Origin of the sequence: Massilia sp. ZL223 (genome assembly GCF_018119395.1) — a bacterium.
Classification (GTDB): Bacteria; Pseudomonadota; Gammaproteobacteria; order Burkholderiales; family Burkholderiaceae_D; genus Telluria.
In genome coordinates, this window is record NZ_JAGPWD010000009.1 from 25,869 (window position 1) to 49,718 (window position 23,850).

General features: G+C 67.7%; 18 protein-coding genes. 7 read left to right on the forward strand and 11 right to left on the reverse strand.

Annotated features, from left to right (window positions below):
* Nucleotides 1-19 precede the first annotated feature (19 nt).
* Genes phnE through KBW95_RS08275 form a run of 4 tightly spaced genes read right to left on the reverse strand, consistent with a single transcriptional unit; the run spans nucleotide 20 to nucleotide 3,335 of the window.
* Complete coding sequence (gene phnE, locus KBW95_RS08260) at nucleotides 20-805, reverse strand: phosphonate ABC transporter, permease protein PhnE (RefSeq protein ID WP_211527950.1); 786 nt, start codon at nucleotides 803-805, stop codon at nucleotides 20-22.
* A complete protein-coding gene (locus tag KBW95_RS08265) occupies nucleotides 802-1,623 on the reverse strand; it encodes an ABC transporter permease (protein ID WP_211527951.1) in 822 nt (273 codons plus the stop codon). Before KBW95_RS08265 ends, phnE begins: the two co-directional genes overlap by 4 nt.
* 1 nt (nucleotide 1,624) lies before the next feature.
* The gene (locus KBW95_RS08270; protein ID WP_211527952.1) at nucleotides 1,625-2,440 is read right to left on the reverse strand and encodes a phosphonate ABC transporter ATP-binding protein; all 816 of its coding nucleotides are present in this window, start codon (nucleotides 2,438-2,440) and stop codon (nucleotides 1,625-1,627) included.
* Nucleotides 2,441-2,453: 13 nt separating this feature from the next.
* Nucleotides 2,454-3,335 carry a putative selenate ABC transporter substrate-binding protein gene (locus KBW95_RS08275; protein ID WP_211527953.1) on the reverse strand — a complete coding sequence of 294 codons (882 nt, stop codon included), beginning with the start codon at nucleotides 3,333-3,335 and terminating at the stop codon, nucleotides 2,454-2,456.
* 204 nt (nucleotides 3,336-3,539) lie between these two features.
* Between KBW95_RS08275 and egtD the strand changes: the two genes are divergently transcribed.
* From egtD to KBW95_RS08290, 3 genes are read left to right on the forward strand one after another with little or no spacing between them, the layout of a single operon-like run.
* The gene (gene egtD / locus KBW95_RS08280) at nucleotides 3,540-4,472 is read left to right on the forward strand and encodes an L-histidine N(alpha)-methyltransferase (RefSeq protein WP_229429635.1); all 933 of its coding nucleotides are present in this window, start codon (nucleotides 3,540-3,542) and stop codon (nucleotides 4,470-4,472) included.
* On the forward strand, nucleotides 4,473-5,711 hold the full coding sequence (gene egtB, locus KBW95_RS08285; RefSeq protein ID WP_211527955.1) for an ergothioneine biosynthesis protein EgtB: 1,239 nt from the start codon (nucleotides 4,473-4,475) through the stop codon (nucleotides 5,709-5,711).
* Nucleotides 5,708-6,667, forward strand: coding sequence for a YihY/virulence factor BrkB family protein (locus KBW95_RS08290; RefSeq protein WP_211527956.1), 960 nt, complete (start codon nucleotides 5,708-5,710; stop codon nucleotides 6,665-6,667). The genes egtB and KBW95_RS08290 overlap by 4 nt, the downstream gene beginning before the upstream one ends.
* Nucleotides 6,668-6,805: 138 nt before the next feature.
* Here the strand turns inward: KBW95_RS08290 and KBW95_RS08295 are convergent, their stop codons facing one another.
* Entirely contained in the window at nucleotides 6,806-8,002 is a 1,197-nt protein-coding gene (locus KBW95_RS08295) for an RNA-guided endonuclease TnpB family protein (protein ID WP_211527957.1), read from the reverse strand.
* A 96-nt stretch (nucleotides 8,003-8,098) separates the two neighbouring features.
* Here KBW95_RS08295 and KBW95_RS08300 point away from each other — a divergent pair, with 96 nt between their 5' ends.
* Nucleotides 8,099-8,368 carry a hypothetical protein gene (locus KBW95_RS08300; protein ID WP_211527958.1) on the forward strand — a complete coding sequence of 90 codons (270 nt, stop codon included), beginning with the start codon at nucleotides 8,099-8,101 and terminating at the stop codon, nucleotides 8,366-8,368.
* A 49-nt stretch (nucleotides 8,369-8,417) separates the two neighbouring features.
* Nucleotides 8,418-9,611: a glycosyltransferase gene (locus tag KBW95_RS08305; RefSeq protein ID WP_211527959.1), complete on the forward strand. Its 1,194-nt coding sequence runs from the start codon at nucleotides 8,418-8,420 to the stop codon at nucleotides 9,609-9,611.
* Here the strand turns inward: KBW95_RS08305 and selD are convergent.
* The 4 genes from selD to KBW95_RS08325 all read right to left on the reverse strand — a co-directional run bounded on the left by selD (nucleotide 9,608) and on the right by KBW95_RS08325 (nucleotide 17,068).
* Nucleotides 9,608-10,663, reverse strand: coding sequence for a selenide, water dikinase SelD (gene selD, locus KBW95_RS08310; protein WP_211527960.1), 1,056 nt, complete (start codon nucleotides 10,661-10,663; stop codon nucleotides 9,608-9,610). The genes KBW95_RS08305 and selD overlap by 4 nt on opposite strands.
* Before the next feature lie 26 nt (nucleotides 10,664-10,689).
* A complete protein-coding gene (locus KBW95_RS08315) occupies nucleotides 10,690-11,229 on the reverse strand; it encodes a glycosyltransferase (RefSeq protein WP_307727640.1) in 540 nt (179 codons plus the stop codon).
* A gap of 69 nt (nucleotides 11,230-11,298) precedes the next feature.
* On the reverse strand, nucleotides 11,299-12,132 hold the full coding sequence (locus tag KBW95_RS08320; protein WP_211524399.1) for a CheR family methyltransferase: 834 nt from the start codon (nucleotides 12,130-12,132) through the stop codon (nucleotides 11,299-11,301).
* Nucleotides 12,133-12,163: 31 nt separating this feature from the next.
* Nucleotides 12,164-17,068 carry a response regulator gene (locus KBW95_RS08325; protein WP_211527961.1) on the reverse strand — a complete coding sequence of 1,635 codons (4,905 nt, stop codon included), beginning with the start codon at nucleotides 17,066-17,068 and terminating at the stop codon, nucleotides 12,164-12,166.
* A gap of 379 nt (nucleotides 17,069-17,447) precedes the next feature.
* On the opposite strand from KBW95_RS08325, the gene KBW95_RS08330 reads away from it, so the two are divergent.
* Nucleotides 17,448-18,185 (forward strand): LuxR family transcriptional regulator, encoded by a 738-nt coding sequence (locus KBW95_RS08330; protein ID WP_229429625.1) that lies wholly within the window; start codon nucleotides 17,448-17,450, stop codon nucleotides 18,183-18,185.
* Here KBW95_RS08330 and KBW95_RS08335 read toward each other — a convergent pair.
* Both KBW95_RS08335 and KBW95_RS08340 read right to left on the reverse strand, forming a co-directional pair.
* Nucleotides 18,160-18,435, reverse strand: a complete 276-nt coding sequence (locus tag KBW95_RS08335; RefSeq protein ID WP_211524358.1) for a DNA-binding transcriptional regulator — start codon at nucleotides 18,433-18,435, stop codon at nucleotides 18,160-18,162. The two genes, KBW95_RS08330 and KBW95_RS08335, sit on opposite strands and share 26 nt — an antisense overlap.
* Before the next feature lie 116 nt (nucleotides 18,436-18,551).
* Nucleotides 18,552-20,612, reverse strand: coding sequence for a prolyl oligopeptidase family protein (locus KBW95_RS08340; RefSeq protein WP_211527962.1), 2,061 nt, complete (start codon nucleotides 20,610-20,612; stop codon nucleotides 18,552-18,554).
* Between the two features lie 84 nt (nucleotides 20,613-20,696).
* On the opposite strand from KBW95_RS08340, the gene KBW95_RS08345 reads away from it, so the two are divergent.
* Complete coding sequence (locus tag KBW95_RS08345) at nucleotides 20,697-23,825, forward strand: CHASE domain-containing protein (RefSeq protein ID WP_229429626.1); 3,129 nt, start codon at nucleotides 20,697-20,699, stop codon at nucleotides 23,823-23,825.
* Nucleotides 23,826-23,850: the final 25 nt, after the last annotated feature.

Below are 23,850 nucleotides of genomic sequence, written 5' to 3' on the forward strand. Positions count from 1 at the left end.
TCGCGTCATCATCGGGTCATCAACGGGTCAAGCTGCGCCGCAGCAGGTAGCTGGCTGCGTCGACGACGGCCACCAGCAGCAGCATCGCGATCACCACCGTGGCGGCGCTCTGCATCTGGAACAGGGACAAATGGTACTTGAGCATCTGGCCCAGGCCTCCGGCCCCGACCACGCCCAGCACCGCCGCCGCGCGGATATTGTTCTCCCAGCGGTACAGCGTGTACGACAGCATCTGCGGCAGCGCCTGCGGCAAGGTAGCGTAGAAGAAGGCGCTCAGGGCCGGCGCGCCGTTGCTGCGCAGGCTCGCTTCCGGCAGCGGCGGCACGTTCTCCAGCGCGTCGGCGAACAGCCGTCCCAGCACCCCGCTGGTATGCAGGGCCAGCGCCAGGGTGCCGGCCAGCGGGCCCAGGCCCGCCGCGATCAGGAGCACCGCGGCCCAGACCAGCTCGGGCACCGAACGCAGCACGTTGAGCACGATGCGCAAGGGGGCGCGCACGGCCGCGCCGAGCCGCCCGGACGCGGGCAGGGCCAGCGCCAGCCCGGCCAGCGCGGCAAGCAGGGTGCCGACGGCCGACATGGCCAGGGTCTCGAACAGCGCGTCCAGGCATTTGCGCAGGAAGCTCGGGGCGAGATCGGGTGGCGCGAAGCCGGCCAGGAATTCGCGCGCCGAGCCGATGGCTTCGACCGTGAAGAAGGCGCTCCATTGCAGCGGCAGCGAGGCGAAGCTGGCCGCGACCAGCGCCATCAGTCCGGCGAGCAGTGCCAGCGTACCGTAGGAGGGGCGAGGGCGCGGCGGCAGATTCATCCCAGCCTCCGGCGCAGCAGCTTCGAGACCAGGTCGGCGCAGGCCACCAGCAGCACGAACACGATCAGCATGGTCGCCACTTCGCCGCCCGCCATCATCTTGGTCGATTCGTCCAGGCGCTGGCCCAGGCCGCCGGCGCCCACGAAGCCCATCACGGCCGAGCCGCGGATCGCGCACTCCCAGCGGTAGACGGTGTAGGACACCAGCTCCGCGCTCGACTCGGGCAGGGCGCCGTAGAGCAGGGCCGGCAGGCGCCCGCTGCCGTTGGCGAGCAGGACGTCGGTGGCGTGGGCCTCGGAGGATTCGAGGATTTCGGCATACACCTTGGCCAGCATGCCGCAGTAGGACAGGGCGATGGCCAGCACGCCGGCGGTGGGGCCCAGGCCGACGATGCGCACGAACAGCAGCGCCCATACCAGCTCGGGGACGCTGCGCAGGAACACCAGCACCCAGCGCAGCCCCTGGCGCAGGGCGGCGCCGGCGGGATGCATGCGGCCGGTGCCCAGGCGCGACACCGACAGGCGCTCGGTGATCAGGATGGTCGCGGGGATGGCCGCGGCAAGCGCCAGGCTCAGGCCCGCGGTGGCGATGGCGATGGTCTGCCAGGTGTCGCGCAGCACCATGCGCAGGAATTCCGGCTCGAGCGAAGGGCGCAGGAAGTCGCCCAGGAACATGGCCGTGGCGCGCAGGCTTTGCGGATCGAACAGGATCCAGGGCTTGAATTCGCTGGCCGCCAGCATGGGCCACAGCAGGGCCAGGAAGGCGAGGGAAGCGGTGACGCGGGTGCGCCAGGCCGGATCGCGGAACTGCGCGCTCATTTCAGTAGCAGGCGCCGACCGCCAGCCGGTCCGGCGTTTCGTGCGGCGGCTGCGTCTGCGGCTGCACGCTTTCGTTGGCGTACAGCTCGGCGATCATGGCGTCGCTGACCTCGGCGCTGGGCGCGTCGAACACGATGCGGCCCTCGCGCAGGCCTACCAGGCGCGGGAACTGTTCGCGCGCGAGGTCGACCTGGTGCAGGCTGCACACCAGGGTAGCGCCGCGCGCCGAGGCTTCCTCGCGCAGGATGCTCAGCGTATGGCGCGCCAGCAGCGGGTCGAGGGCGGCGATCGGCTCGTCCACCAGGAAGGCTTCGGCGCTCGAGAGCAGCAGGCGCGCCAGGCCGCAGCGCTGGCGCTCGCCGCCGGACAGGCGGTCGACGCGCGCGTACAGCTTGTCGCCGAGGCCGAAGCGCGCCAGGGCTGCATGCGCGGCTTGCGGGTCGCTGGGGTGGACCAGCGAGGCCAGCGCGCGCCACAGGCTCCAGTGCGGCAGGCGCGCGGCCAGCACCGCCGTCACCACGCGCTGGCGCGGCGGCAGCGGCGGCGTCTGGGGCGCCAGGAACAGATGGGCGCGCAGGCGGTGCCGCTCGCCCTGGCTCAGGCGCCACGGCTCCTGGTGCAGCACTTCCAGACGGCCCTCGGCGGGACGGTGGGCGCAGGCCAAGGTGGACAGCAGGGTGGTCTTGCCGGCCCCGGAAGGGCCGATCAGGGCCAGCTGCTCGCCGCGCCGCACTTCCAGGTCGAGCGCGTGCAGGGCGGGCGCCTTGCTGCCCGCCAGGTGGCGCACCGTCACGCGCTGGAGCCGAAAGGTGGTCATGTAAGCGCCGGGATTACTTCAGCAGGCCCGCGTTGCGCGCGGCCGCTTCGATGGCGGCGTAGTTCGCGGTCTTGGTCGGCACGAATTTGGTCGCGCGCTGCAGTTCCAGGATCTCGCGGCCTTGCGGCGTCGATGCGTCCAGCGCCAGGAAGGCGTCCGTGATCTTCTTCTTGAGCGCCGGGTCCATGTCGCTGCGTACGGTCCAGTTGTAGTCGTAGTAGCCCGGCGTGGTGTAGAACACGCGCACCACCTTCGGATCGACCTTCTTGGCTTCGACCAGCTTTTCCCACACCGAGATGTTGAGCGCGCCGGCGTCGACCTTGCCGCCCGCCACCGCTGCGACGGTCGCGTCATGCGCGCCCGAGAAGGCGACGCGCTTGAGGTCTGTATCCGGATTGATCCTGGCGCCGAGCAGGAAGGAACGCGGCATCAGGTGGCCCGAGGTCGAGGATTCCGAACCGAAGCTCAGGGTCTTGCCGCGCAGGTCTTCCAGCTTGTTGATGCCGGGCTGGGTGGTGATGAAGACCGAGCGGAATTTCTCGTCTTCGGCGCGCTGCACCAGCGGCGTGACCTGGCCCTTGCTGCGCACGTTGGCTTGCACGAAGGTGAAGCCGCCGAACCAGACCATATCGATCTTGCGCTGGATCAAACCTTCGACCGAGGCCGCGTAATCGGTCACCGGGGTAAACTCGACCTTGAGGCCGGTCGCCTTGGCCAGGTAGTCGCCCAGCGGCTTGAACTTGCGCTGCAGTTCGGTCGGCGCTTCATCCGGGATGGCGGAGACGCGCAGCACGCCGCTGCTGCTCTGGGCAAAGGCTGCGCCGGTGAAGAGCAGGGCGCCGGCCGAGGCAGCGAACAGTTGGTGCAGGAAACGACGACGGAGGGAAAGGGTCATGACGGTTCTTCTTTTTGAGTCAGGGAAATGGTGCGCCGAAGGGGAAGCACGCTAGAAACTGGCGGGTGCGGTGCAATGGCGGATTCCGCTATGATAGCAAAAACTGCAAGAGTTCCAGGCCATCTCGCATGGTGCGGCATGGCGGCACGAATGATAAACCTTATGCTGACATCCTGCACGACCGACAATCTGTCCAGCGCTGCGATGGCGCAGGTTGCAAATGCGCACGTAGCCGACGAATTGCATGCGGGCCTGCTGGCGCCGGAGGCCTGGATCTCGCCCAAGTTCCTCTACGATGCGCTGGGCTCCAAGCTGTTCGAAGCCATCTGCGAGCTGCCCGAGTATTACCCGACCCGTACCGAGGCCGGCATCTTCGAGCGTCATGGCGCCGAGATCGCGCGCGTCGCCGGCAGCGGCGTGACCCTGATCGACCTGGGCGCGGGCAACTGCGCGAAAGCGGCCTCGCTGTTCCCCCTGCTGCAGCCGGCCCAGTACGTGGCGGTGGACATCTCGGCCGAGTTCCTGTGCGACGCCCTGGCGCGCCTGCGCCAGCGCTTCCCGCATATCGCCATGGAAGGCCTGGGCATGGATTTCTCGAACCGCTTCGAGCTGCCGCCGCAGGTAGCGGCCGAGCGCCGCCTGTTCTTCTATCCCGGCTCGTCGATCGGCAACTTCACGCCCGAGGAAGCCCACGGCTTCCTGCAGCGGCTGCGCGCCCAATGCGGCAAGGACGGAGGCGTGCTGATCGGCATCGACCTGGCCAAGGACAAGGCCGTGCTCGACGAAGCCTACGACGACGCGCTGGGCGTGACGGCCGCCTTCAACCTGAACATCCTGCGCCACGTGAACGCGCTGGTGGAAGCCGACTTCGACATCCGCCAGTGGCGCCACCACGGCTTCTACCGGCCCGAGCTCGGCCGCGTGGAGATGCACCTGGAGGCGCGCGCCGCCCAGGACGTGCACTGGCGCGGCGGCAGCCGGCGCTTCGAGCCGGGCGACTGCATCCACACCGAGAACAGCTACAAGTACCAGCAGGCCGACGCCATCGCGCTGCTGGAGCGTTCCGGCTTCGAGGCGACCCATGTCTGGACCGATCCCCAGCGCTGGTTCGCGGTCATCCACGCGCAGGCGATCTGAATGGACGCGCTGCGCACAGGGGGCATGCCGATGGGCGAACTGGCGCAAGCCTTTGCCGCCGTCCGCCAGCGCTCGCTGGGCATTGCGGCGCCGCTGTCCGCCGAGGATTGCTGCGCCCAGTCGATGCCGGACGCCAGTCCGGTCAAATGGCACCTGGCGCACACCACCTGGTTCTTCGAGACCTTCGTGCTGGAGCCGCACGAGGAAGGCTTCGCGCCTCACCACCCGGCCTTCCGGATGCTGTTCAACTCCTACTACAACGGCATCGGCGACAAGCATCCGCGTCCGCGCCGCGGCTTGCTGACACGGCCCTCGCTGGACGAGGTGCGCGCCTACCGCGAGGACGTCGACCGGCGCGTGCAGCGCCTGCTGGAAGGACAGCCGCGCGAGGCGCTGGCCAGGCTGGTGGTGCTCGGCCTGCAGCACGAGCAGCAGCACCAGGAACTGATGCTCACCGACCTCAAGCACCTGCTGGCCCAGAATCCGATGTATCCCGCCTACACGCCCGATGCGCTGGACGGCGCGGCGGCGCCGCCGCCACTGGAATTCATCGAGTTCGACGGCGGGCTGGCCGAGATCGGCTACGGGGGCAGGGGCTTTTGCTTCGACAACGAACTGCCGCGCCACCGGGCCTACGTGGCGCCGTTCTCGCTGGCTTCACGCCTGGTCACGAACGGCGAATACCTGGAATTCGTCGAGGCCGGCGGCTATCGCGATCCGGCGCTGTGGCTGGCCGAAGGCTGGGACCGCGTCTGCGCGGGCGAGTTCAGCCGGCCCTTGTACTGGCTGCGGCAGGACGGGACATGGCAGGAGTTCACCTTGCACGGCGTGCAGGCGCTCGACCTGGCGCGGCCCGTCACCCATGTGTCGCTGTACGAGGCCGACGCCTATGCGCGCTGGCGCAATGCACGCCTGCCGACCGAGTGCGAATGGGAATTCGCCGCGCGCCAGGCTTCGCTGTCCGGCGGCAGCCTGCACCCGGACGGCGCCGACGGCGAGGGCCTGCAGCAGATATTCGGCGCCTGCTGGCAGTGGACCAGCAGCAGCTACGGACCGTATCCGGGCTACGCCCCGGCGCCGGGAGCCATCGGCGAATACAACGGCAAGTTCATGGTCAACCAGTATGTCTTGCGGGGTTCCTCCTGCGCCACGCCCGACGGCCATGCGCGCCCGAGCTACCGCAATTTTTTCCCGGCTGGAGCGCGCTGGCAGTTCACCGGGATCAGGCTGGCGCGATGATCCGCGCGCGAGACTGGCGTGCGCGCCTGCTCGACCACCGCGCCAACCGCTACGTCCTGTCGCATCCGCTGGCCTTCACCCTGCAGGTCATCAAGTGCTTCCGGGCCAACCAGGGCCTGCTGCTGGCCGGCGCCGTCGCCTATTACGCGCTGCTGTCCATCGTGCCTTTCCTGATGCTGGTCGTGGTGGTGCTGTCCCACTTCATCTCCCAGACCGAGCTGCTCGACACCCTGCGCCGCTACCTCGAGCTGCTGGCGCCGGGCCAGTCGCGCTCGATCGTCACCGAGGTCGCGAACTTCCTCGACAACCGGCCCATCATCACCTGGGTGCTGGCGCTCACGATGCTGTTCTTCAGCTCCCTGGCGTTCACGGTGCTGGAGAATGCGATGAGCGTGATCTTCGTGCACCGTTTCGCGGTGAGGCGCCGCCATTTTCTGGTGTCGGCCGTGCTGCCGTACTGCTACATCGTGGCGCTGGGCTTCGGCATCATGATCGTCTCGCTGGTGGCGGGCGCCCTGCAGGTGATGGGCACCGAGAGCGTCTGGCTGTTCGGCTACGAATGGTCGCTGGGCGGGGTGTCGGGCGCGCTGCTCTACCTGCTCGGCCTGGCGGGCGAGATCCTGGTGCTGACCTCGATCTACCTGGTGATGCCGGTCGGCCGCCTGTCGGTCTGGCATGCCCTGATCGGGGGCGTGACGGCGGCCTTGCTGTGGGAGCTCGCACGCCACGTGCTGGTCTGGTATTTCTCGACCGTGTCGCAGGTGAACGTGGTCTACGGCTCCATGACCACGGCCATCGTGGTGATGTTCAGCCTGGAGATCGCGGCGACCCTGCTGCTGCTGGGCGCCCAGACCATCGCCGAATACGAACGGGTGGGACAGCTGGGCGGGGGCGCGCCGCCGCCGTCGACCGACACCTTGACGACCGAACCGGCGCCGCCGGTCACCGGTTCCTGAGTATTGCGCTTAATCAATTTTCCCTTCCAACCGTAGTGGCAGAGTACGGTCTTGCGCCAAACCAATCGGGCGCAACAAACCTGGAGGGATGTGATGAGCCAAGTCTTCTTGCCGTTCTTCCAAACTTACGCAAAGCTATCAGTGGTTAACTTTGCCGCTGGATTCCTGCTTCACCGGGGCCGGTTTCGTCCCGCGCTTGCGCGCAGGGCCAGAGCCTTCCCCTCCACAGGCAGTCACGGTGGAACTCACCGCGATATGCTTCAGATTGACGGCCGCATTGACGTCGCGCTCATGCGCCGTCCCGCAGTCCGGGCAGTTCCAGTGGCGGATCGCCAGGCCGAGCGCTTCCAGCCGGTAGCCGCAGCTCGAACATAGCTTGCTGCTCGGGTACCAGCGGTCCGCCAGCACTACCTGACCGCCGCGCCAGGCCGCCTTGTATTCCAGCTGGCGACGCAGCTCGTAGAAACCCATATCCGAGATCGCCCGCGCCAGGTGTCCGTTGGCCAACATGCCCTTGATGTTCAAGTCCTCGATACCGATCGCGTTAAAACGGCGCGTAATGCTGGTACTCAGCTGGTGCAGGCTATCGCGACGGATGTTGCCAATCCGGGCATGCAGGCGCGCCAGTTTCACCTTCTCCTTAGCCCGGTTGCGCGACCCTTTCACCTTGCGTGACAGGCCGCGCGACAGGCGGCGCAGGCGCGGCAGCAGGGTACGCAGCGCCTTCGGTCCTTCGAACTTCTCCCCAGTCGACAGGGTCGCCAGCGCCGACACTCCAAGATCCACCCCGACCGCGCCTTGGTTTTCGGCTGGCGGCAGGGACAGTTCAAGGGTGTCGACGGTGATGCTGGCGTACCACTGGTCGGCCACACGGGAAATCGAGGTCGATACGATCCGGCCGGTAAAACGCAGGGCTTCGCGCATGCGGACCCAGCCCAGCTTCGGGATGCGGATCCGCTTGTCCTCGACCCGGAACTGGTCGTTGCTGAGAGTGAAACGGTCGTCACGGCCCTTGCGGCGAAAGGTCGGGTAGCGGGCACGCTTGTTAAATAAATTATCGAAGGCACGGCCCAGCTGCATGATCGCCATCTGGGGCGCATTCTTGGTCACTTCCAGCATCCAGGGAAACTGTTCGCGTTTGATGGCATTGAGCTGGCGCCGCAGCGCCGCTTCGGACGGCTTGGGCAGCGATGGATCGGCCTTGCAGGCTGCGTACTGTATGCCCCACTCGACTAAAGCCCAGTTGTAGGCGAAGCGCGCCACGCCAGCCGCCCGGGAAAGGTACGTTGCCTGGACATTGTTGGGATCGAGCCGGATGCGGTGCGCTACGAGCATTGCGCCTCCTTGACGGTGCCCACGCCCTCGATACTGGTGGAGACTCCAATCGCCTTTGCGGCGGCACCGATTGTGGTTAGCTTGGTCATAATGCATATGACCGCACAAATTCGAATAAGTTCTGGGCTAACCGTTCAAACCCTGCCGGTCGCACTGGCGCTTGGCGCCTTGCTGCTGGTCCTGCTCGCGGTGACGGCCATCCTGGTCTCGCTGCGCAAGCCGGTCCGGGTGCGGGCGCCGGACTGGGTGCATGGACGCGAGTCCGAGGCAGCGCAGGGCGACGATGGGGAGCGGATGGTCCGTCTTGGCTGCCGCCGGATCGAGCCTACGGCCGGCCTGTCCGAGCCGCCCGACGGCCGGCGATGAAGGACTCGCGGCCTGGCCGCATGAGGCGCGCTCGGCTACACTGCCGAACATGGCGCACTTTACATTCTGCTGGGAGCTGGGCGGCGGACTCGGTCACGCCGGCCGCATCCGCTCGCTCGCACAGCCCTTGAGCGCGTGCGGCCACCGGGTCAGCCTGGTGCTGCGCGACCTCGTCCTCACCCGCAAGCTGCTGGCCGACCTGAAGCTGCCGAGCTTCCAGGCCCCGGTGTGGCTGCACCGCACCGCCGGCCTGCCGCCCGAGCCGGCCAGCCTGGCCGAGATCCTGCTCGCTTGCGGCTACCTCGACGCCGACGCGCTGGCCGGGCTGGTGGACGGCTGGCGCGCCCTGTTTACCCTGGACCAGCCCGATCTTGTGATCGCCGATTACGCACCCACTGCGCTGCTGGCCGCGCGCAGCATGGGGATCAAGAGCGCATCGGTTGGCGCCGGCTTTTATATGCCTCCGGCACACGCGCCTTTGCCGCCGCTGGCCCTGCACGGCGAACTGCCGGCCAGCCGCCTGGCCGCCGGCGAACAGCGCCTGCTGGCGTCCTGCAACGCGGTGCTGGCGGCGCACGGCGCAGCCCCGATCGCGCATGGCGCCGACCTGCTGGTGGGCGATCATCCGCTGCTGTGCACCTGGCCGGAGCTGGACCATTACGGACGCGGCGGCGCCAGCACCTGGCTGGGACCCAACCTGCCGGCCGGCGGCGGCATCGCCCCGGAATGGCCCCAAGGAGAAGGGCCGCGCGTCTTCGTCTACTTGTCGCGCAACGGGGAGGAAGACGGCGCCTGCCTGGCGGCGCTGGTCCGCCAGGGATGCCGGGTGCTGTGCTATGCGCCCGCGATCGCGGCGGGCAAGGCGCCGCCATTCGCCGCGCCGGCCTTGCGCTATGCCCGCGCGCCGCTGGCGCTGGAGCAGGTGTTCGCGCAGTGCGAACTGTTCGTCGGGGTGGCGGGGGAATCGAGTGTGACGCGCGCCCTGCTGGCGGGCGTGCCGGTGCTGTTGATGCCGCATTCGGCGGAGAGCTTCATGCTGGCGCGCCGGGTGCGCCATCTTGGCGCGGGCATCAACGTGGCCGAGACCTCCCGTCCGCACGACTGGGACGGGATGGTGCGAGCGCTCCTTGGCGCGCCGGGCTACCGCGCGGCGGCGAGGGCCTTCGCCGCGCGCTACGCGGACTACCGCCCCGTCGAGCAGGCGTGCATGCTGGCCGGGCGCTTCGAGCAGATGGTGGCTTAGGCGACGCGTACGCGCGCTGCGCCGGCTTCCATGCGGCCGATGACCGCGGCGTCGCCGAAGCCTTCGCGCTGGAACAGGGCCAGCACCTCGTCCACGGCGGACGGATCGCAGGAGACCAGCAGGCCGCCGGAGGTCTGCGGATCGGTCAGCAGGGCTTGCTGGGCCGGGGTGATCGCCGGGTCCAGGTCCACGTCCTTGCCGTAGGCGTCCCAGTTGCGGCCGGAGGCGCCGGTGAAGAAGCCGTCATGGGCCAGCTGCAGCACGCCGGGGAGCAGCGGCACCTTCGCCATGTCGAGCTGCGCCGCCAGCCTGGCGCCGCGCGCCAGTTCCAGCAGGTGGCCCAGCAGGCCGAAGCCGGTGACGTCGGTCAGCGCATGCACGCCCGGCATCTCGGCCAGCAGGCGGCCCGGCTTGTTGAGCTTGGTGGTGTTGGCGATCATCGCCGCGTAGCCGTCCGCGTCCAGCTTGTCCTTCTTGAGGGCGGCCGAGAGCACGCCGACGCCCAGCGGCTTGCCGAGCACCAGCACGTCGCCGGCGCGCGCGTCCGCATTGCGCTTGACCTTGGACGGATGCACCAGGCCCATCACCACCAGGCCGTAGATCGGCTCGACGGAATCGATGGTGTGGCCGCCGGCGATCGGGATGCCGGCTTCCGAGCACACCGACTCGCCGCCGCGGATGATCTGGCCGATGGTCTCCAGGGGCAGCTTGTTGACCGGCATGCCGACCAGGGCCAGGGCCATGATAGGGGTGCCGCCCATCGCGTACACGTCGGAGATCGCGTTGGTGGCGGCGATGCGGCCGAAGTCGAAGGGATCGTCGACGATGGGCATGAAGAAATCGGTGGTGGCGATCAGGGCCTGCTCGTCGTTGAGCTTGTAGACCGCGGCGTCGTCGGCGGTCTCGATGCCGACCATCAGCTCCTTCGGCACCGGGAAGCCGCTGGACTTCTGCAAGATCTCGGCCAGCACGCCGGGAGCGATCTTGCAGCCGCAGCCGCCGCCGTGCGAGAAGGAAGTGAGTTTGATGGCTTGTTCGGGCGTGGTGCTCATGTCGGTTCCAATCGTTATTTGTTGCGTTACATTTTTGCGCGCAGCAGATTATCCACCAAGTCGCGCAGGGCCGCTTGTTCGGCCCCTGGCGCGAACAGGCGGGCGCGTTCGGCGCACTGGCGGCGCAGCAGCGCGTAAAAAGCCGGGTCGGCGATGCTGCGCTCGATCAGGCGCGCCAGGGCCTCGTGGTCGCCGGGCGGGAAGTAGCCGGCGTAGTCCGCGCCCAGCATCCCGCGGTTGCCGCCGATGTCGGAAGCGAAGACCGGCACGCCGCAGGTCACGGCTTCGATGATGACGTTGGCGCCGCCTTCCATTTTCGAGGCGATCGCCATGGCGTGGCAGCGCTTCAGGCGCTGGCGCGCGTCGGCGTGGGGCAGGGGGCCGAGCCAGCGGTAGCGCGGGCGAGGCTGCATTGCCGCCTCGCCCAGCGCCGGGTCGAGTGCGCCGCCGATGTGCAGCAGGCGCGGCGCCCGGGGGGGGGGGGGGGCCGCGGGGCGGGGGGGGGGGGGGGGGGGGGTTTTTGGGGGGGGGGGGGGGGGCGGGGCGGCCCCCCCCCCCCCCCCCAAAAACCCCCCCCCCCCCCCCCCCGGGGGGGCCCCCCACGGTTCAAGAGCTGCGGGCCAGAAGTGTCAGGCTTACCTGACGCGCTTATACCAGGCCGCATCCTCGAACAGCCGCTGGTAATCCTCCACAAACGCATCGCTCGCCCCCAGCTCCTTGTCGATCCCCATCACCCCGAACAGCGCCAGGCTGTCGTGGAACAGGCGCAGCACGCGCTGGCGCAGCAGCGGGCCGAAGTCGGACAGGGCGCGGCAGCAGACGATGGCGTGGAACTCGTTGAACGAGGCGTCCGTGACCAGGCTGTACTGCGCCCAGGTGATGCGCTCGCGCAGGCGCGGCAGCAGGCGGGCTTCGCCGTTCGCCACTTCGAAGTAATCCGCCAGGCGCCCGGTACCGCCGCTCTGCTCGTACTGCGGCTGGAACTCGGCCAGCTGGGCGACCGGCACCGTGGCGTCGCGCAGCTCGGCCAGCAGTTCGTCGCTGGCCAGGGTGGCGAACACCTGGGTGCGCGCGTACAGCTTTTCTTCCGCCAGCAGGATCGCCAGGGTCCAGGCCTCACCCACGCCGGCCGGCTCGGCCAGCCAGACCCGGGGCAGGGCGGTGGGACGCAGGCTGTCGCCGAGGGCGATGCGCTGGCGCCGCACCCAGTCGGGACGGTCGAACAGCGGCGCGCCGGCCACCGCCAGCGTGCGCACCACGGCCAGCGCCGCGCCCGACTCGTGCAGCACCTTTTCCTGCAGCGCCGACACCGTTGCCAATCCGCGCTGGCGCAGCAGCGCCAGCAGCTTCCTGCGCAGCAGATTCCTGTCATACCCGCGGAAATCGAAACCGAAGCGCTGGAACAGGGCTTCCAGCAGCAATTCGATCTCGAGATCCTCGGTCGCCTGAAGGGTGGCGAACCCGGTCATTGCATCCAAGATGGCTCCATGCACGCAGCCATCAGTGCAGCCAGACGCGCATCATCGACAGCAGCTGGGCCACGTCCACCGGCTTGGTGATGTAGTCCGAGGCGCCGGCGGCGATGCACTTGTCGCGGTCGCCCTTCATCGCCTTCGCGGTCAGCGTGATGATCGGCAGCGAACGGAACTTCGGAATGCGGCGGATCGCCCGCATCGTGTCGTAGCCGTCCATCTCCGGCATCATGATGTCCATCAGGACGATCTCGATGCTCGGGTCCTTCTCCAGCACCTCGATGCCGTCGCGGCCGTTCTCGGCGAACTGCACCTGCATCTGCTGGCGCTCCAGCAGGGTGGACAGCGCGAAGATGTTACGCAGGTCGTCGTCGACGATCAGGACCTTGCGGCCAGCCAGGCCGCCGTCCAGCGCGTGGATCTCTTCCAGCATGCGGCGCTGGGTCTCCGGCAGCGATGCCTGCGAGCGGTGCAGGAACAGCGCCGTCTCGTCCAGCAGGCGCTCCGGCGAGCGGGCGTCCTTGATCACGATGGTCTTGGCGTAGCGCTTGAGCTTCGTGACTTCGGCGCGCGACAGTTCCTTGGCCGTGTAGATCACGATCGGCAGGTCGCGCAGGCGCTCGTTCTTGCTGATCTTGTCCATCAGCTCGAAGCCCGAGATGTCCGGCAGGGTCAGGTCCAGCACCATGCAGTCGAAGTGCGAGCTCTCCAGCGCTTCCAGCGCGCCTTTGCCGTCTTCCACGGTGACGATGTGGATGTCGGTGTTGCCGATCAGGGAAACGATCGACTCGCGCTGGGCCATGTCGTCTTCCACCACCAGCAGGCTGCGCTTGCCGCCCATCAGGAACTTCTGGATGCGCTTGAATTCCTCCTGCAGCTGCTCGCGGCCGACCGGCTTGTTGATGTACGAGATGGCGCCCTGGCGCAGTGCGCGCTCGCGCTCGCGCAGCGAGGACATCACGTGCACCGGGATGTGGCGGGTGTTCGGGTCGCGCTTGAGGCGGTCGAGCACCGTGAAGCCGTCGATGTCCGGCAGGTCGATGTCGAGCAGGATCGCCGACGGCAGGTAGTCGCGCGCCAGCGACAGCGCCGAGTCGCCGCGGTGGGTGACGATGCCCTTGAAGTTCTTCTCGCGGGCGAAGTCGAGCAGCACCTTGGCGAAGCGCTCGTCGTCCTCCACGATCAGCACCGACGGGTCGCCCGGGGTGACCAGGCCGCGGTCGTCCGCCATCGATGCGTATTCGATCACGGCGCCGGAGGCGTCCAGCACCTCGACCGCCGCGCTGTCGGCATGTTCCTGGGCGGCAGGCAGCTGGGCCGCCGGCGGCTGCTGCACCGGCGGCGCCAGGCGGGCCGGCTGCGGCTGGCGGGTCTGTTCGTAGTTGATGAAGCCCGCGCGGTTGTACGGCAGGTAGAGGGTGAAGGTCGAGCCGACGTTGACGGTCGATTCGACGCGGATTTCGCCGCCCAGCAGGCGCGCCAGTTCGCGCGAGATCGACAGGCCCAGGCCGGTGCCGCCATATTTACGCGCGGTGGAGCCGTCGGCCTGCTGGAATGCCTCGAAGATCAGCTGCAGCTTGTCGGACGGGATGCCCACGCCGGTGTCGCGCACCGAGAAGGCCAGCACCGCGTCGGCGTGCACCAGGTTCGGGTGGTCGGCGGTCCAGCCGCTGGCCACCAGGCTGATGGTCAGCGCGACGTTGCCGTGGCTGGTGAACTTGAACGCGTTCGACAGCAGGTTCTTCAGCACCTGCTGCAGGCGCGTGGTGTCGGTCATCAGGGCGGTCGGCAGGTTGTCCGCCAGGTCCACCTGGAAGCCGAGGTGCTTGGCTTCCGCCATGTGGCGGAAGGTGCGGTCCACGTAGTTGCGCAGGTTCGAGAAGCGGTACTCCGACACGTCCAGGGTGACGGTACCGGATTCGATCTTCGACAGGTCCAGGATGTCGTTAATCAGGGTCAGCAGGTCGGAACCGGAGCCGTGGATGGTCTTCGCGAATTCCACCTGGCGCGCCGACAGGTTGCCCTCGGGGTTATCCGAGAGCTGCTGCGCCAGGATCAGGAGCGAGTTCAAGGGCGTACGCAGCTCGTGCGACATATTGGCCAGGAACTCGGACTTGTACTTGGAGGACAGGGCCAGCTGGGTCGCCTTTTCTTCCAGCGCCAGCTTCGCCTGTTCCACCTCGCGGTTCTTGCGTTCCACCTCGATGTTCTGCTCGGACAGCAGGCGCGCCTTCTCCGCCAGTTCCTGGTTGGTCTGCTGCAGTTCCTGCGCCAGCGACTGCGACTGGGTCAGCAGCGATTCGGTACGGCTGTTCGCCTCGATGGTGTTCAGCACCACGCCGATCGATTCCATCAGCTGGTCGAGGAAGGACAGGTGGGTTTCGGTGAAGCGGTCGAGCGACGCGATTTCGATCACCGCCTTGACCTGCTGCTCGAACAGGATAGGCAGCACGACGATGTTGTTCGGCGGCGCCGAGCCCAGGCCCGAGGACACCACGATGTAGTCGCGCGGCACGTCGGTCAGCCAGATGCGGGTCTTCTCCAGCGCGCACTGGCCCACCAGGCCTTCGCCCGGCAGGAAGGAAGTCGGCAGCTTGCGGCTGGAACGGTAGCCGTAGCTGGCGATCATGCGCAGGCGTGCGTCGGATTCCTGCGAATCCATCATGTAGAACACGCCGTGGTGGGCCGAGACCAGCGGCGCCAGTTCGGACAGGATCAGCTTGGTCACGGCCTGGAGGTCGCGCTGGCCCTGGAGCAGGCGGGTGAAGCGCGCCAGGTTGGTCTTCAGCCAGTCCTGCTGCGCGTTCTTCTGCGTGGTCTCCTTCAGGTTACGAATCATCTCGTTGATGTTGTCCTTCAGGTAGGACACCTCGCCGCGCGCTTCCACCTGGATCGAACGCGACAGGTCGCCGCGGGTCACCGCGGTCGCCACCTCGCCAATGGCGCGCATCTGGTTGGTCAGGTTCGCCGCCAGCTGGTTCACGTTCTCGGTCAAGTCTTTCCAGGTGCCGGCCACGCCCGACACGTTCGCCTGGCCGCCCAGCTTGCCCTCGGTACCCACCTCACGGGCGACTCGCGTCACCTCGGATGCGAACGAGGACAGCTGGTCCACCATGACGTTGATGGTGTCTTTCAGTTCGAGAATCTCGCCCTTCACGTCCACGGTAATCTTCTTGGACAAGTCGCCGCGCGCCACGGCGGTGGTCACCGCCGCGATGTTACGCACCTGGCCCGTCAGGTTCGACGCCATGAAGTTCACGTTGTCGGTCAGGTCTTTCCAGGTGCCGCCGACGCCCGGCACATAAGCCTGGCCGCCCAGCTTGCCTTCGGTACCCACCTCACGCGCCACGCGCGTCACCTCGGATGCGAATGAGGACAGCTGGTCCACCATGACGTTAATGGTGTTCTTCAGCTCCAGGATCTCGCCCTTCACGTCCACGGTAATCTTCTTGGACAGGTCGCCGTTCGCCACCGCGGTGGTCACCTCCGCGATGTTACGCACCTGGCCCGTCAGGTTACCCGCCATCGAGTTTACGCCGTCGGTCAAGTCTTTCCAGGTGCCCGCGACGCCGGGCACGTTCGCCTGGCCGCCCAGGCGGCCTTCGGTACCCACTTCCCGCGCCACGCGGGTCACTTCGGATGCGAAGGAGTTCAGCTGGTCCACCATGACGTTGATGGTGTTCTTCAGTTCGAGAATCTCGCCCTTCACGTCCACGGTAATCTTCTTGGACAAGTCGCCGTTCGCCACGGCGGTGGTCACGTCCGCGATGTTACGCACCTGGCCGGTCAGGTTACCCGCCATCGAGTTCACCGAGTCGGTCAAGTCCTTCCAGGTGCCCGCGACGCCTTTCACGACCGCCTGGCCGCCCAGCTTGCCCTCGGTACCCACCTCACGCGCCACGCGGGTCACCTCGGATGCGAAGGAGGACAGCTGGTCCACCATGACGTTAATCGTGTTCTTCAGTTCGAGAATCTCGCCCTTCACGTCCACGGTAATCTTCTTGGACAGGTCGCCGTTCGCCACCGCGGTGGTCACCGCCGCGATGTTACGCACCTGGCCCGTCAGGTTGGACGCCATGAAGTTCACGTTGTCGGTCAAGTCCTTCCAGGTGCCCGCGACGCCAGGCACGTAGGCCTGGCCGCCCAGCTTGCCTTCGGTACCCACCTCACGCGCCACGCGCGTCACCTCGGATGCGAAGGAACGCAGCTGGTCCACCATGACGTTGATGGTGTCCTTCAGCTGCAGGATCTCGCCGCGCACGTCCACGGTAATCTTCTTGGACAAGTCGCCGTTCGCCACCGCGGTGGTCACCTCCGCGATGTTACGCACCTGCGAAGTCAGGTTACCCGCCATCGAGTTCACCGAGTCGGTCAAGTCCTTCCAGGTGCCGGCCACGCCCTTCACCTGCGCCTGGCCGCCCAGCTTGCCCTCGGTACCCACCTCGCGCGCCACGCGCGTCACTTCGGAGGAGAAGGAGGAGAGCTGTTCCACCATGGTGTTCGCGGTCATCGCCGCGCGCAGGTACTGGCCCTTCAGCGGGTGGCCGTCGACCTCCAGCGCCATGGTCTGGGACAGGTCGCCCTTCGCCACCGCGCCGATGACGCGCGCCATCTCGGTGGTCGGGCGCACCAGGTCGTCGATCAGGGTGTTGACCGAGCTGATGATCGTGCTCCAGCCGCCCACCACGCCCGGCAGGTCCGCGCGCTGGGTCAGGTGGCCCTCGCGGCCGACCACGCGCGACACTTCGGTCACGGTCTCGACCATCTTCTGCTTGGTTTCGATGATGTCGTTCAGCGTATCGGCGATCTTGCCGGACACGCCCGTCCAGTCGGAGGGCATACGAACAGAGAAGTCGCCCTTTTTGAGTGCCATCAGGGTGTTCAGCAGCAACTTGACGTCCAGCTGTTCGCCCATATCGGTCATCGTGTTCATCGACTAAATCCTTGTTTCCTAGAAGAGAGGGATCGGCAGGTGCAGGCGGCCTGCGGACTGTTACAAATTCAACGGTGAAAAGATACTCTTGTGTCTGCCCAAGTCAAGCGTTGCTGTTGAGCTTTTAACATTTTCAGAATGAAACTTGCAATATTGAAATGTTCAGACGCGAATCCGGGCGAGCGTACCCGAAAGCGCAAAGTGGACGGCGCACGATTGGTGAATCCGTTGTGTCTTTACTACAACAATAACTTTAGGTTGTAGGCCTATATTAGAAAATTATTTCTGGGTTGTTAATTTTCGTGAATCTTTAAGGGGGGGAAGTCAACTAGCATAGCGGTGTTGCATAGCTAACCGTGTCATAACCGAGTCCGCCTCCATGATCGATACCGCCTCACTTGCCGAGATGATGCACTGCCGCGACGTCCTGTCCTGGTCCGACCTGCTGTTCAAGCTGGCGCGCGGTCAGGGCTTCGACCGCGTCCTGTACGGCGTCGCCAATTCGCGGCACAGCCGCTTCGACTCGGCGTTTTTGCGCAGTAACTATGCATCGGAGTGGCGCGAACGCTACGACCGCAAGGGCTTCGCCCAGTTCGACCCGGTGGTCGGCCACTGCATGACCAGCAGCCTGCCGATCGTCTGGGAGCCTGCGACCTTCGCGGAGCCGGCCCAGCGCGCGATGTATGAAGAGGCGAGTGAATTCGGGATTCGCAGCGGCGTCACCCTGCCGGTCCATGGACCGCAGGGTGAGTTTGGCGTGCTGAGTTTTGCGTCGGATGCGGAGCCGGACGAGGCCTTCCACAAATCGGTGGCCGAAGTGCTGCCTGGCCTGTCCTTGATCCGCGACTACGCATTCGCCTCGTCGGCGAAGTTCCGGGTTCAGGAATCCCGGCAGGAAAGTGCTCCGCGGCTAACGCGGCGCGAGCTGGAAGTACTGCAATGGGTGGCGGCCGGTAAGTCTTCTTGGGAAATCGCCCGCATTACGACCTGCTCCGAAGCGACCGTCAATTTTCACCTGGCGAATGTGCGCCAAAAATTCGGCGTCAACACTCGCCAGCAGGCGGTCGTCAAAGCGATCGCCCTCGGCCTCATCAGCCCTGAAGATCCCCATCGTTAAGCTTACCGTTGATATAGAGGCGCAGCAGGATTGCAACCGGGGCGGGAATCGCCAGGCCGGTTTCGAAGCGGCTGCCGCTCGACTGGGTGACCCCGAAGCGGCTCCAGAACTTCTCCTGGCTTTCGCGCTTGCTGATACGGAGGCGGCGCAGCTCGTGCGGCGCCATGCGCAGTGCCCCCGCGGCCTGTTGTACTACTTGCTGGGCCTGGAGTTCGGCCGCCAGCGCGTCGCACATCAGATCGTTTGCCATGGTACTTCCTTTCCTGAAGAAACGTTAAATACAACAGGAAGAAGTATTCCACCGTCCCGCCCCGCCGCCACCTAGCAGAGCTGATAGTGTAGTGACATCGCTCGAAAGAAGGCCCTTCAGCGCAGCTGTTCCAGCAGGAAGGTATACGTCAAGGCATACATCCGTGCGGTCTGCGCATTGTCGGCCGCGCCCGCATGTCCGCCCTCGGTGTTTTCCCAGTACAGCACGTCGTGGCCTTGCTCCAGCATGCGCGCCGCCATCTTGCGCGCGTGGCCCGGATGGACGCGGTCGTCGCGGGTCGAGGTGGTGAACAGCACGCGCGGATAGTGCCGGTGCGCGAACACGTTGTGATAGGGCGAATAGCGCGCCAGGTAGGACCATTCCGCCGGGTCGTCCGGGTCGCCGTACTCGCCCATCCACGAGGCGCCGGCGAGCAGCTCGTGGTAGCGGCGCATGTCCAGCAGCGGCACCTGGCAGACCACGGCGCCGAACAGCTCGGGGCGCTGGGTGAGGGCGGCGCCCACCAGCAGGCCGCCGTTGCTGCCGCCCATGATGCCCAGGTGGCGTGGGCTGGTCAGGCCGCGCGCGGCCAGGTCCTCGGCCACGGCGATGAAATCGTCGAAGGCGCGCTGGCGGTGCTGCTTGAGCGCCGCCTGGTGCCAGCGCGGGCCGAACTCGCCGCCGCCGCGGATATTCGCCAGCACGTAGATGCCGCCCGCGTCCAGCCAGGCCGCGCCCGTCAAGCCGCTGTAGAAGGGCTTGAGCGCCACCTCGAAGCCGCCGTAGCCGTAGAGCAGGGTGGGGTTGGCGCCGTCGAGCTTGGTGTCGCGGTTCATCACCACGAAATACGGGACCATGGTGCCGTCCTGCGAACGCGCCGCGTGCTGGCCCACCGTATAGGGATGGGCGTCGAAGAAGGCGGGCATGGCCTTGAGCGGCTCGCGTCCGTCTTCGCCCACGCGCATCAGGTAGAGCGTGGTCGGGTGCAGGAAATCGGTCACGGTCAGGAAGAACTCGTCGGATTCGTCCGGGTCGAGGGCCGCCACGCCGAGCGCGCCCATGCCCGGCACCGCGACTTCGCGCCGCTGCCAGCCGCCGTCCCCGTCCACGTGGCGCAGCTCGACCACGCGGTTCTTGACCTTGTCGAGGATGGTCAGGAGCAGGGCGCCGCGGGTCACCGCGACGCCGTCGAGCGAGGTCTCGGGTGTGGGCGTGAACAGCAGCTGGAAGTCCAGGCCGCCCTGCATGAAGCGCTCGAAATCGGTGGCCAGCAGCGCGCCTTGCGGGTAGAGCAGGGCGCCCGGCTGCCAGTCCGAGCGCAGCTCGATCACCAGCTGGCCGCGCACCGTGAAGGCATTGGCGTCGAGCGGCTTGGGCACGGGGACCAGCTGTCCGCCGCGGCGCAGGAACAGTTCGCTGGTATAGAAGCCGATCTGGCGCTGCACGAACTCGCGCTCGAAGCCGGGCGTGCTGTCCTTGTGGCCTGATGCCGCCAGGTCGTCTTCCCTGGCTTCGTAGACGGTGAGCGCGCTCTCCAGGGGCGTGCCGCGCCTCCATTCCTTGACGATGCGCGGGTAGCCGGATTCGGTCAGGCTGCCCGGGCCGAAATCGGTGCCGACGAACAGGGTGTCGCGGTCGATCCAGGCGACGTCGCTCTTGGCCTCGGGCAGGAAGAAGCCGTCCGCGACGAAGCTGCAGGCGTCCAGGTCGAACTCGCGCATCTCGTGGGCGTCGCCGCCGCCGCGCGAGAGCGAGACCAGCACCCGGTCGCCGTGCGGTTCCAGCCAGGCCACGCCGGCCCAGACCCAGTTCTCGTTCTCAAACCTGGCCAGTTCGTCCAGGTCGAGCACGGTTTCCCATTGCGGTTCGGGCTGGCGGTATTGCGCGAGGGTGGTGCGGCGCCAGATGCCGCGCACGTGATCGGCGTCGCGCCAGAAGTTGTAGCACAGGCCGCCGTGCACGCCGACGTAGGGAATCTTTTCGCGGGAGTCGAGGATGGCCTTCAGGCGCTCGCGCAGCGGGGCGAAGCCGGGTCGGCTCTCGAGTTCGCCCTCGGACTCGGCATTGCGCCCGGCGACCCAGGCCCGGGCCTGTTCGCCGTCGATCTCCTCGAGCCACAGGTAGGGATCGTGCGGATTCCCGGCTTCCTTCGAACATTCTTCAGCGAACTGTTGCATTACAGCCTCTCCCCTTATCCCTTTGTCACCTGCGGCACTTATACTAGCAATTTTCAGGGGCCGAGACCGCCCGCTAGGAACAGCATGATGCGATCGAAACAGGGCAGCGCGGGCGCCGGGGCGGAGACGTCCGCGGGCTCCCACGTCCGTCCGGCGCGTCCGTCGCGCATGGCGCTGCTGTCGGGCGGCGGCATGGTCCTGGCGCTGGCCGCGGGCGCGGCGCTGCACTATGTGACGGCGCATGCGGTCGAGGAGGATGCGCGGCGCCGCTTCGACAACCTGGCGCGCGGGGCCCAGGAACGCCTGAACGCCGCGATCGCCTCCTATGGCCGGGCGGTGCGCGGGCTGACGGCCCTGCATGCGGCCGGCGACACCGCGGACGGCACGCTGTCGCGGCGCGCTTTTGAGCGCTACGTGGGCGCCCTCGACCTGGCGCACGACTACCCGGCGATCGAGGCCGTTTCCTTCGCCGCGTATGTACGAGAATCCGAACGCGAAGCTTTCGAGAAGGCCGTGCGCGCCGACCGCAGCGTCGATCCCAACGGCTATCCCGACTTCGCGATCCGCTCCGACGGACCGCGTCCCAGCTACGAGGTGATCGTCTACCAGTATCCGTCCAGCCTGCCCAGCGGCCGGGTCGGGGTCGACATCGCCGCCCATCCGCTGGTGGCCAGGTCGCTGGCCCACGCCCGCGACAGCGGTGCGCTGAGCGCTTCCGGCAATCCGGTGCTGATCCGCCACCCGGTGCCGCACTACGTACTGGGCATGCGCCTGCCGCTCTATCGCGGCGGCGTGCAGCCGCTGACGGTGGAGGCGCGCCGCGCCGCCTACCTCGGCTCGGTCGGCATCGCCTTCTCGGTGCAGGAGCTGGTGGGCGGGGCCCTTGGCTTCCTCGAAGACCAGCCGGTGCGGGTGAGCCTGTACGGCAGCAGCCTGCCGACCGGCAGCGGCAAGCTGGCGCCGGTGGCGGGCGACCGGCTGCTGTTCGGTGCTGACGTTCGCTCCCCCTTCCGCGAGGGCGCGCAAGCGGTCAAGGCGGCGCAGGACGACTTCGTCTCCCTGCTCGGCGTCGACTACGCCGGCAGCCAGTGGAAGGTGCACTTCTCGGCGCCGCGCAGCGGCATGATGGTGGGCGCGGACCGCTACCTGCCCGGCGCCGCGCTGGTGTTCGGCTTCGCCGGCACCCTGCTGGTCTACGGCCTGTTCCTGGCCCAGTACCGCGCGCGGCGCGAAGCGGTGCGCCAGCGCCTGCTGCTCGATTCCGTGCTCGACAACCTGGACGCCCACGTCTACCTGAAGGATGGCGCGCGCCGTTTCCGCTATGTGAACGCGAAAGGCGCCGACGCCCTGGGCCAGCCGGCCGGGCTGGTGGCCGGCCGCCGCGACGACGAGCTGATGTCCGCCGGCGCCGCCGACGCCGCCTGGGAACGCGACCGCGCCGTGCTCGAGAGCGGGCAGCGCAGCGCCGGCCAGGTGGAGCAGGCGGCGCCGGACGGCACGGCGCGCCAGCTGTGGAGCGTGCGGGTGCCGGTGCAGGTCGGCAGCGCCGGCCCGGCGGTGCTGTGCGTGTCGACCGACATCACCGAGCTGCACCAGCTCAAGGCGCAGGCCGACGCCGCCAGCAAGGCCAAAAGCGACTTCCTGTCGAACATGAGCCACGAGATCCGCACGCCGATGAACAGCATCATCGGCATGACCCACCTTGCGCTGCAGGGCGCGCCCGATCCGCGCCAGCGCGACTACCTGGAAAAGATCCACCATTCGGGCCAGCACCTGCTGGGCATCATCAACGACATCCTCGACTTTTCCAAGATCGAGGCGGGCATGTTCAAGCTCGACCAGGTCAGCTTCATGCTCGACAGCCTGATGCGCAATGTCGAGACCCAGCTGGGCCAGGCCGCGGCCGCCAAGGGCCTGGGCTTCGACGTCGACATCGCGCCCGAACTGATGCGCCCCCTGCGCGGCGACCCGCTGCGCCTGGGCCAGGTGCTGCTGAATTTCGCCGGCAACGCCGTCAAGTTTTCCTACCGCGGCCGGATCCGGCTGCGGGTGCGCCTGGAACGCGCCTTCGGCCCCGAGGTGCTGCTGCGCTTCGAGGTGCGCGACCAGGGCATCGGCATCGAGCCCCAGGCACTGAAGCACCTGTTCACGCCCTTCCAGCAGGCCGACGGCTCGCCCACCCGGCGCCACGGCGGCACCGGCCTGGGCCTGGCGATCAGCCGCCAGCTCGCCGAGCTGATGGGCGGCACGGTCGGCGTCGAGAGTACGCCCGGCCTGGGCTCGACCTTCTGGTTCACGGCCCGCCTGGCGCTGGAAGAAAGTTCCGGCGCCGCGGCGGCCGGCCTGGGCGCGGCCCCGGCGCCCCAGAGCGCCCGCCTGGACGGCTGCGCGGTGCTGCTGGTCGAGGACAATCCCTTCAACCAGCAGGTCGCGCGCGAACTGCTGGAGCAGGCCGGGGCCGCCGTGGTGGTGGCCAACCAGGGCGAGGAAGCGCTGGCGGCGATGGCCGGCCAGCGTTTCGACTGCGTGCTGATGGACATCCAGATGCCGGTGATGGACGGCCTGGAGGCCACGCGCCGCATTCGCGCCAATCCGGACCTGGCCGGCACCCTGGTGGTGGCCATGACGGCCAACGCCGGCGTGGACGACCGCACCCGCTGCCTGGAGGCGGGCATGAACGAATTCCTGACCAAGCCGGTAGTGCCGGAGCTGCTGGCCGCCACCATCGCGCGCTGCCTGGGCCGCACCTCGGCCCCGGTGCCAGACGTTGCCACGGTGGTGGCGACGGTCTCGGCGCCAGGGGCGGGCGACCCGGCCGCGCAGGCGGGCGCGGTCGGCGGCCTGCTCGACATGGGGCAGCTGGGTATCACCGCCAGCGGCGACCGCGCCAAGATGCGCAAGTACGCCTTCATGTTCCTGGAGGCGGCGCGCGAAGCGCTGACCGAGATCGACGCCGCGCTGGCGGCGGGCGACCTGGAGCAGGCCGGCCGCGTCGGGCACCGTATCAAGTCCTCGGCGCGGGCCGTGGGCGCGCGCGCTTTCGGCGCCGTGTGCGAAGACCTGGAAGCCCAGCCGGGGCGCCAGCAGGGCAAGAACGGGCCAACCAGCACGGCCCAGGCGCGGGCCCTGGTGGCGCGCCTGCGCGCGATGCTGGCGCGGCTCGAGCGCGAGGTCACGGCGCAGCTCGGCGACCGGGCGGGAGATCAGCGCTAGCGGGGGGGTGTCACGGGCGCCCGGC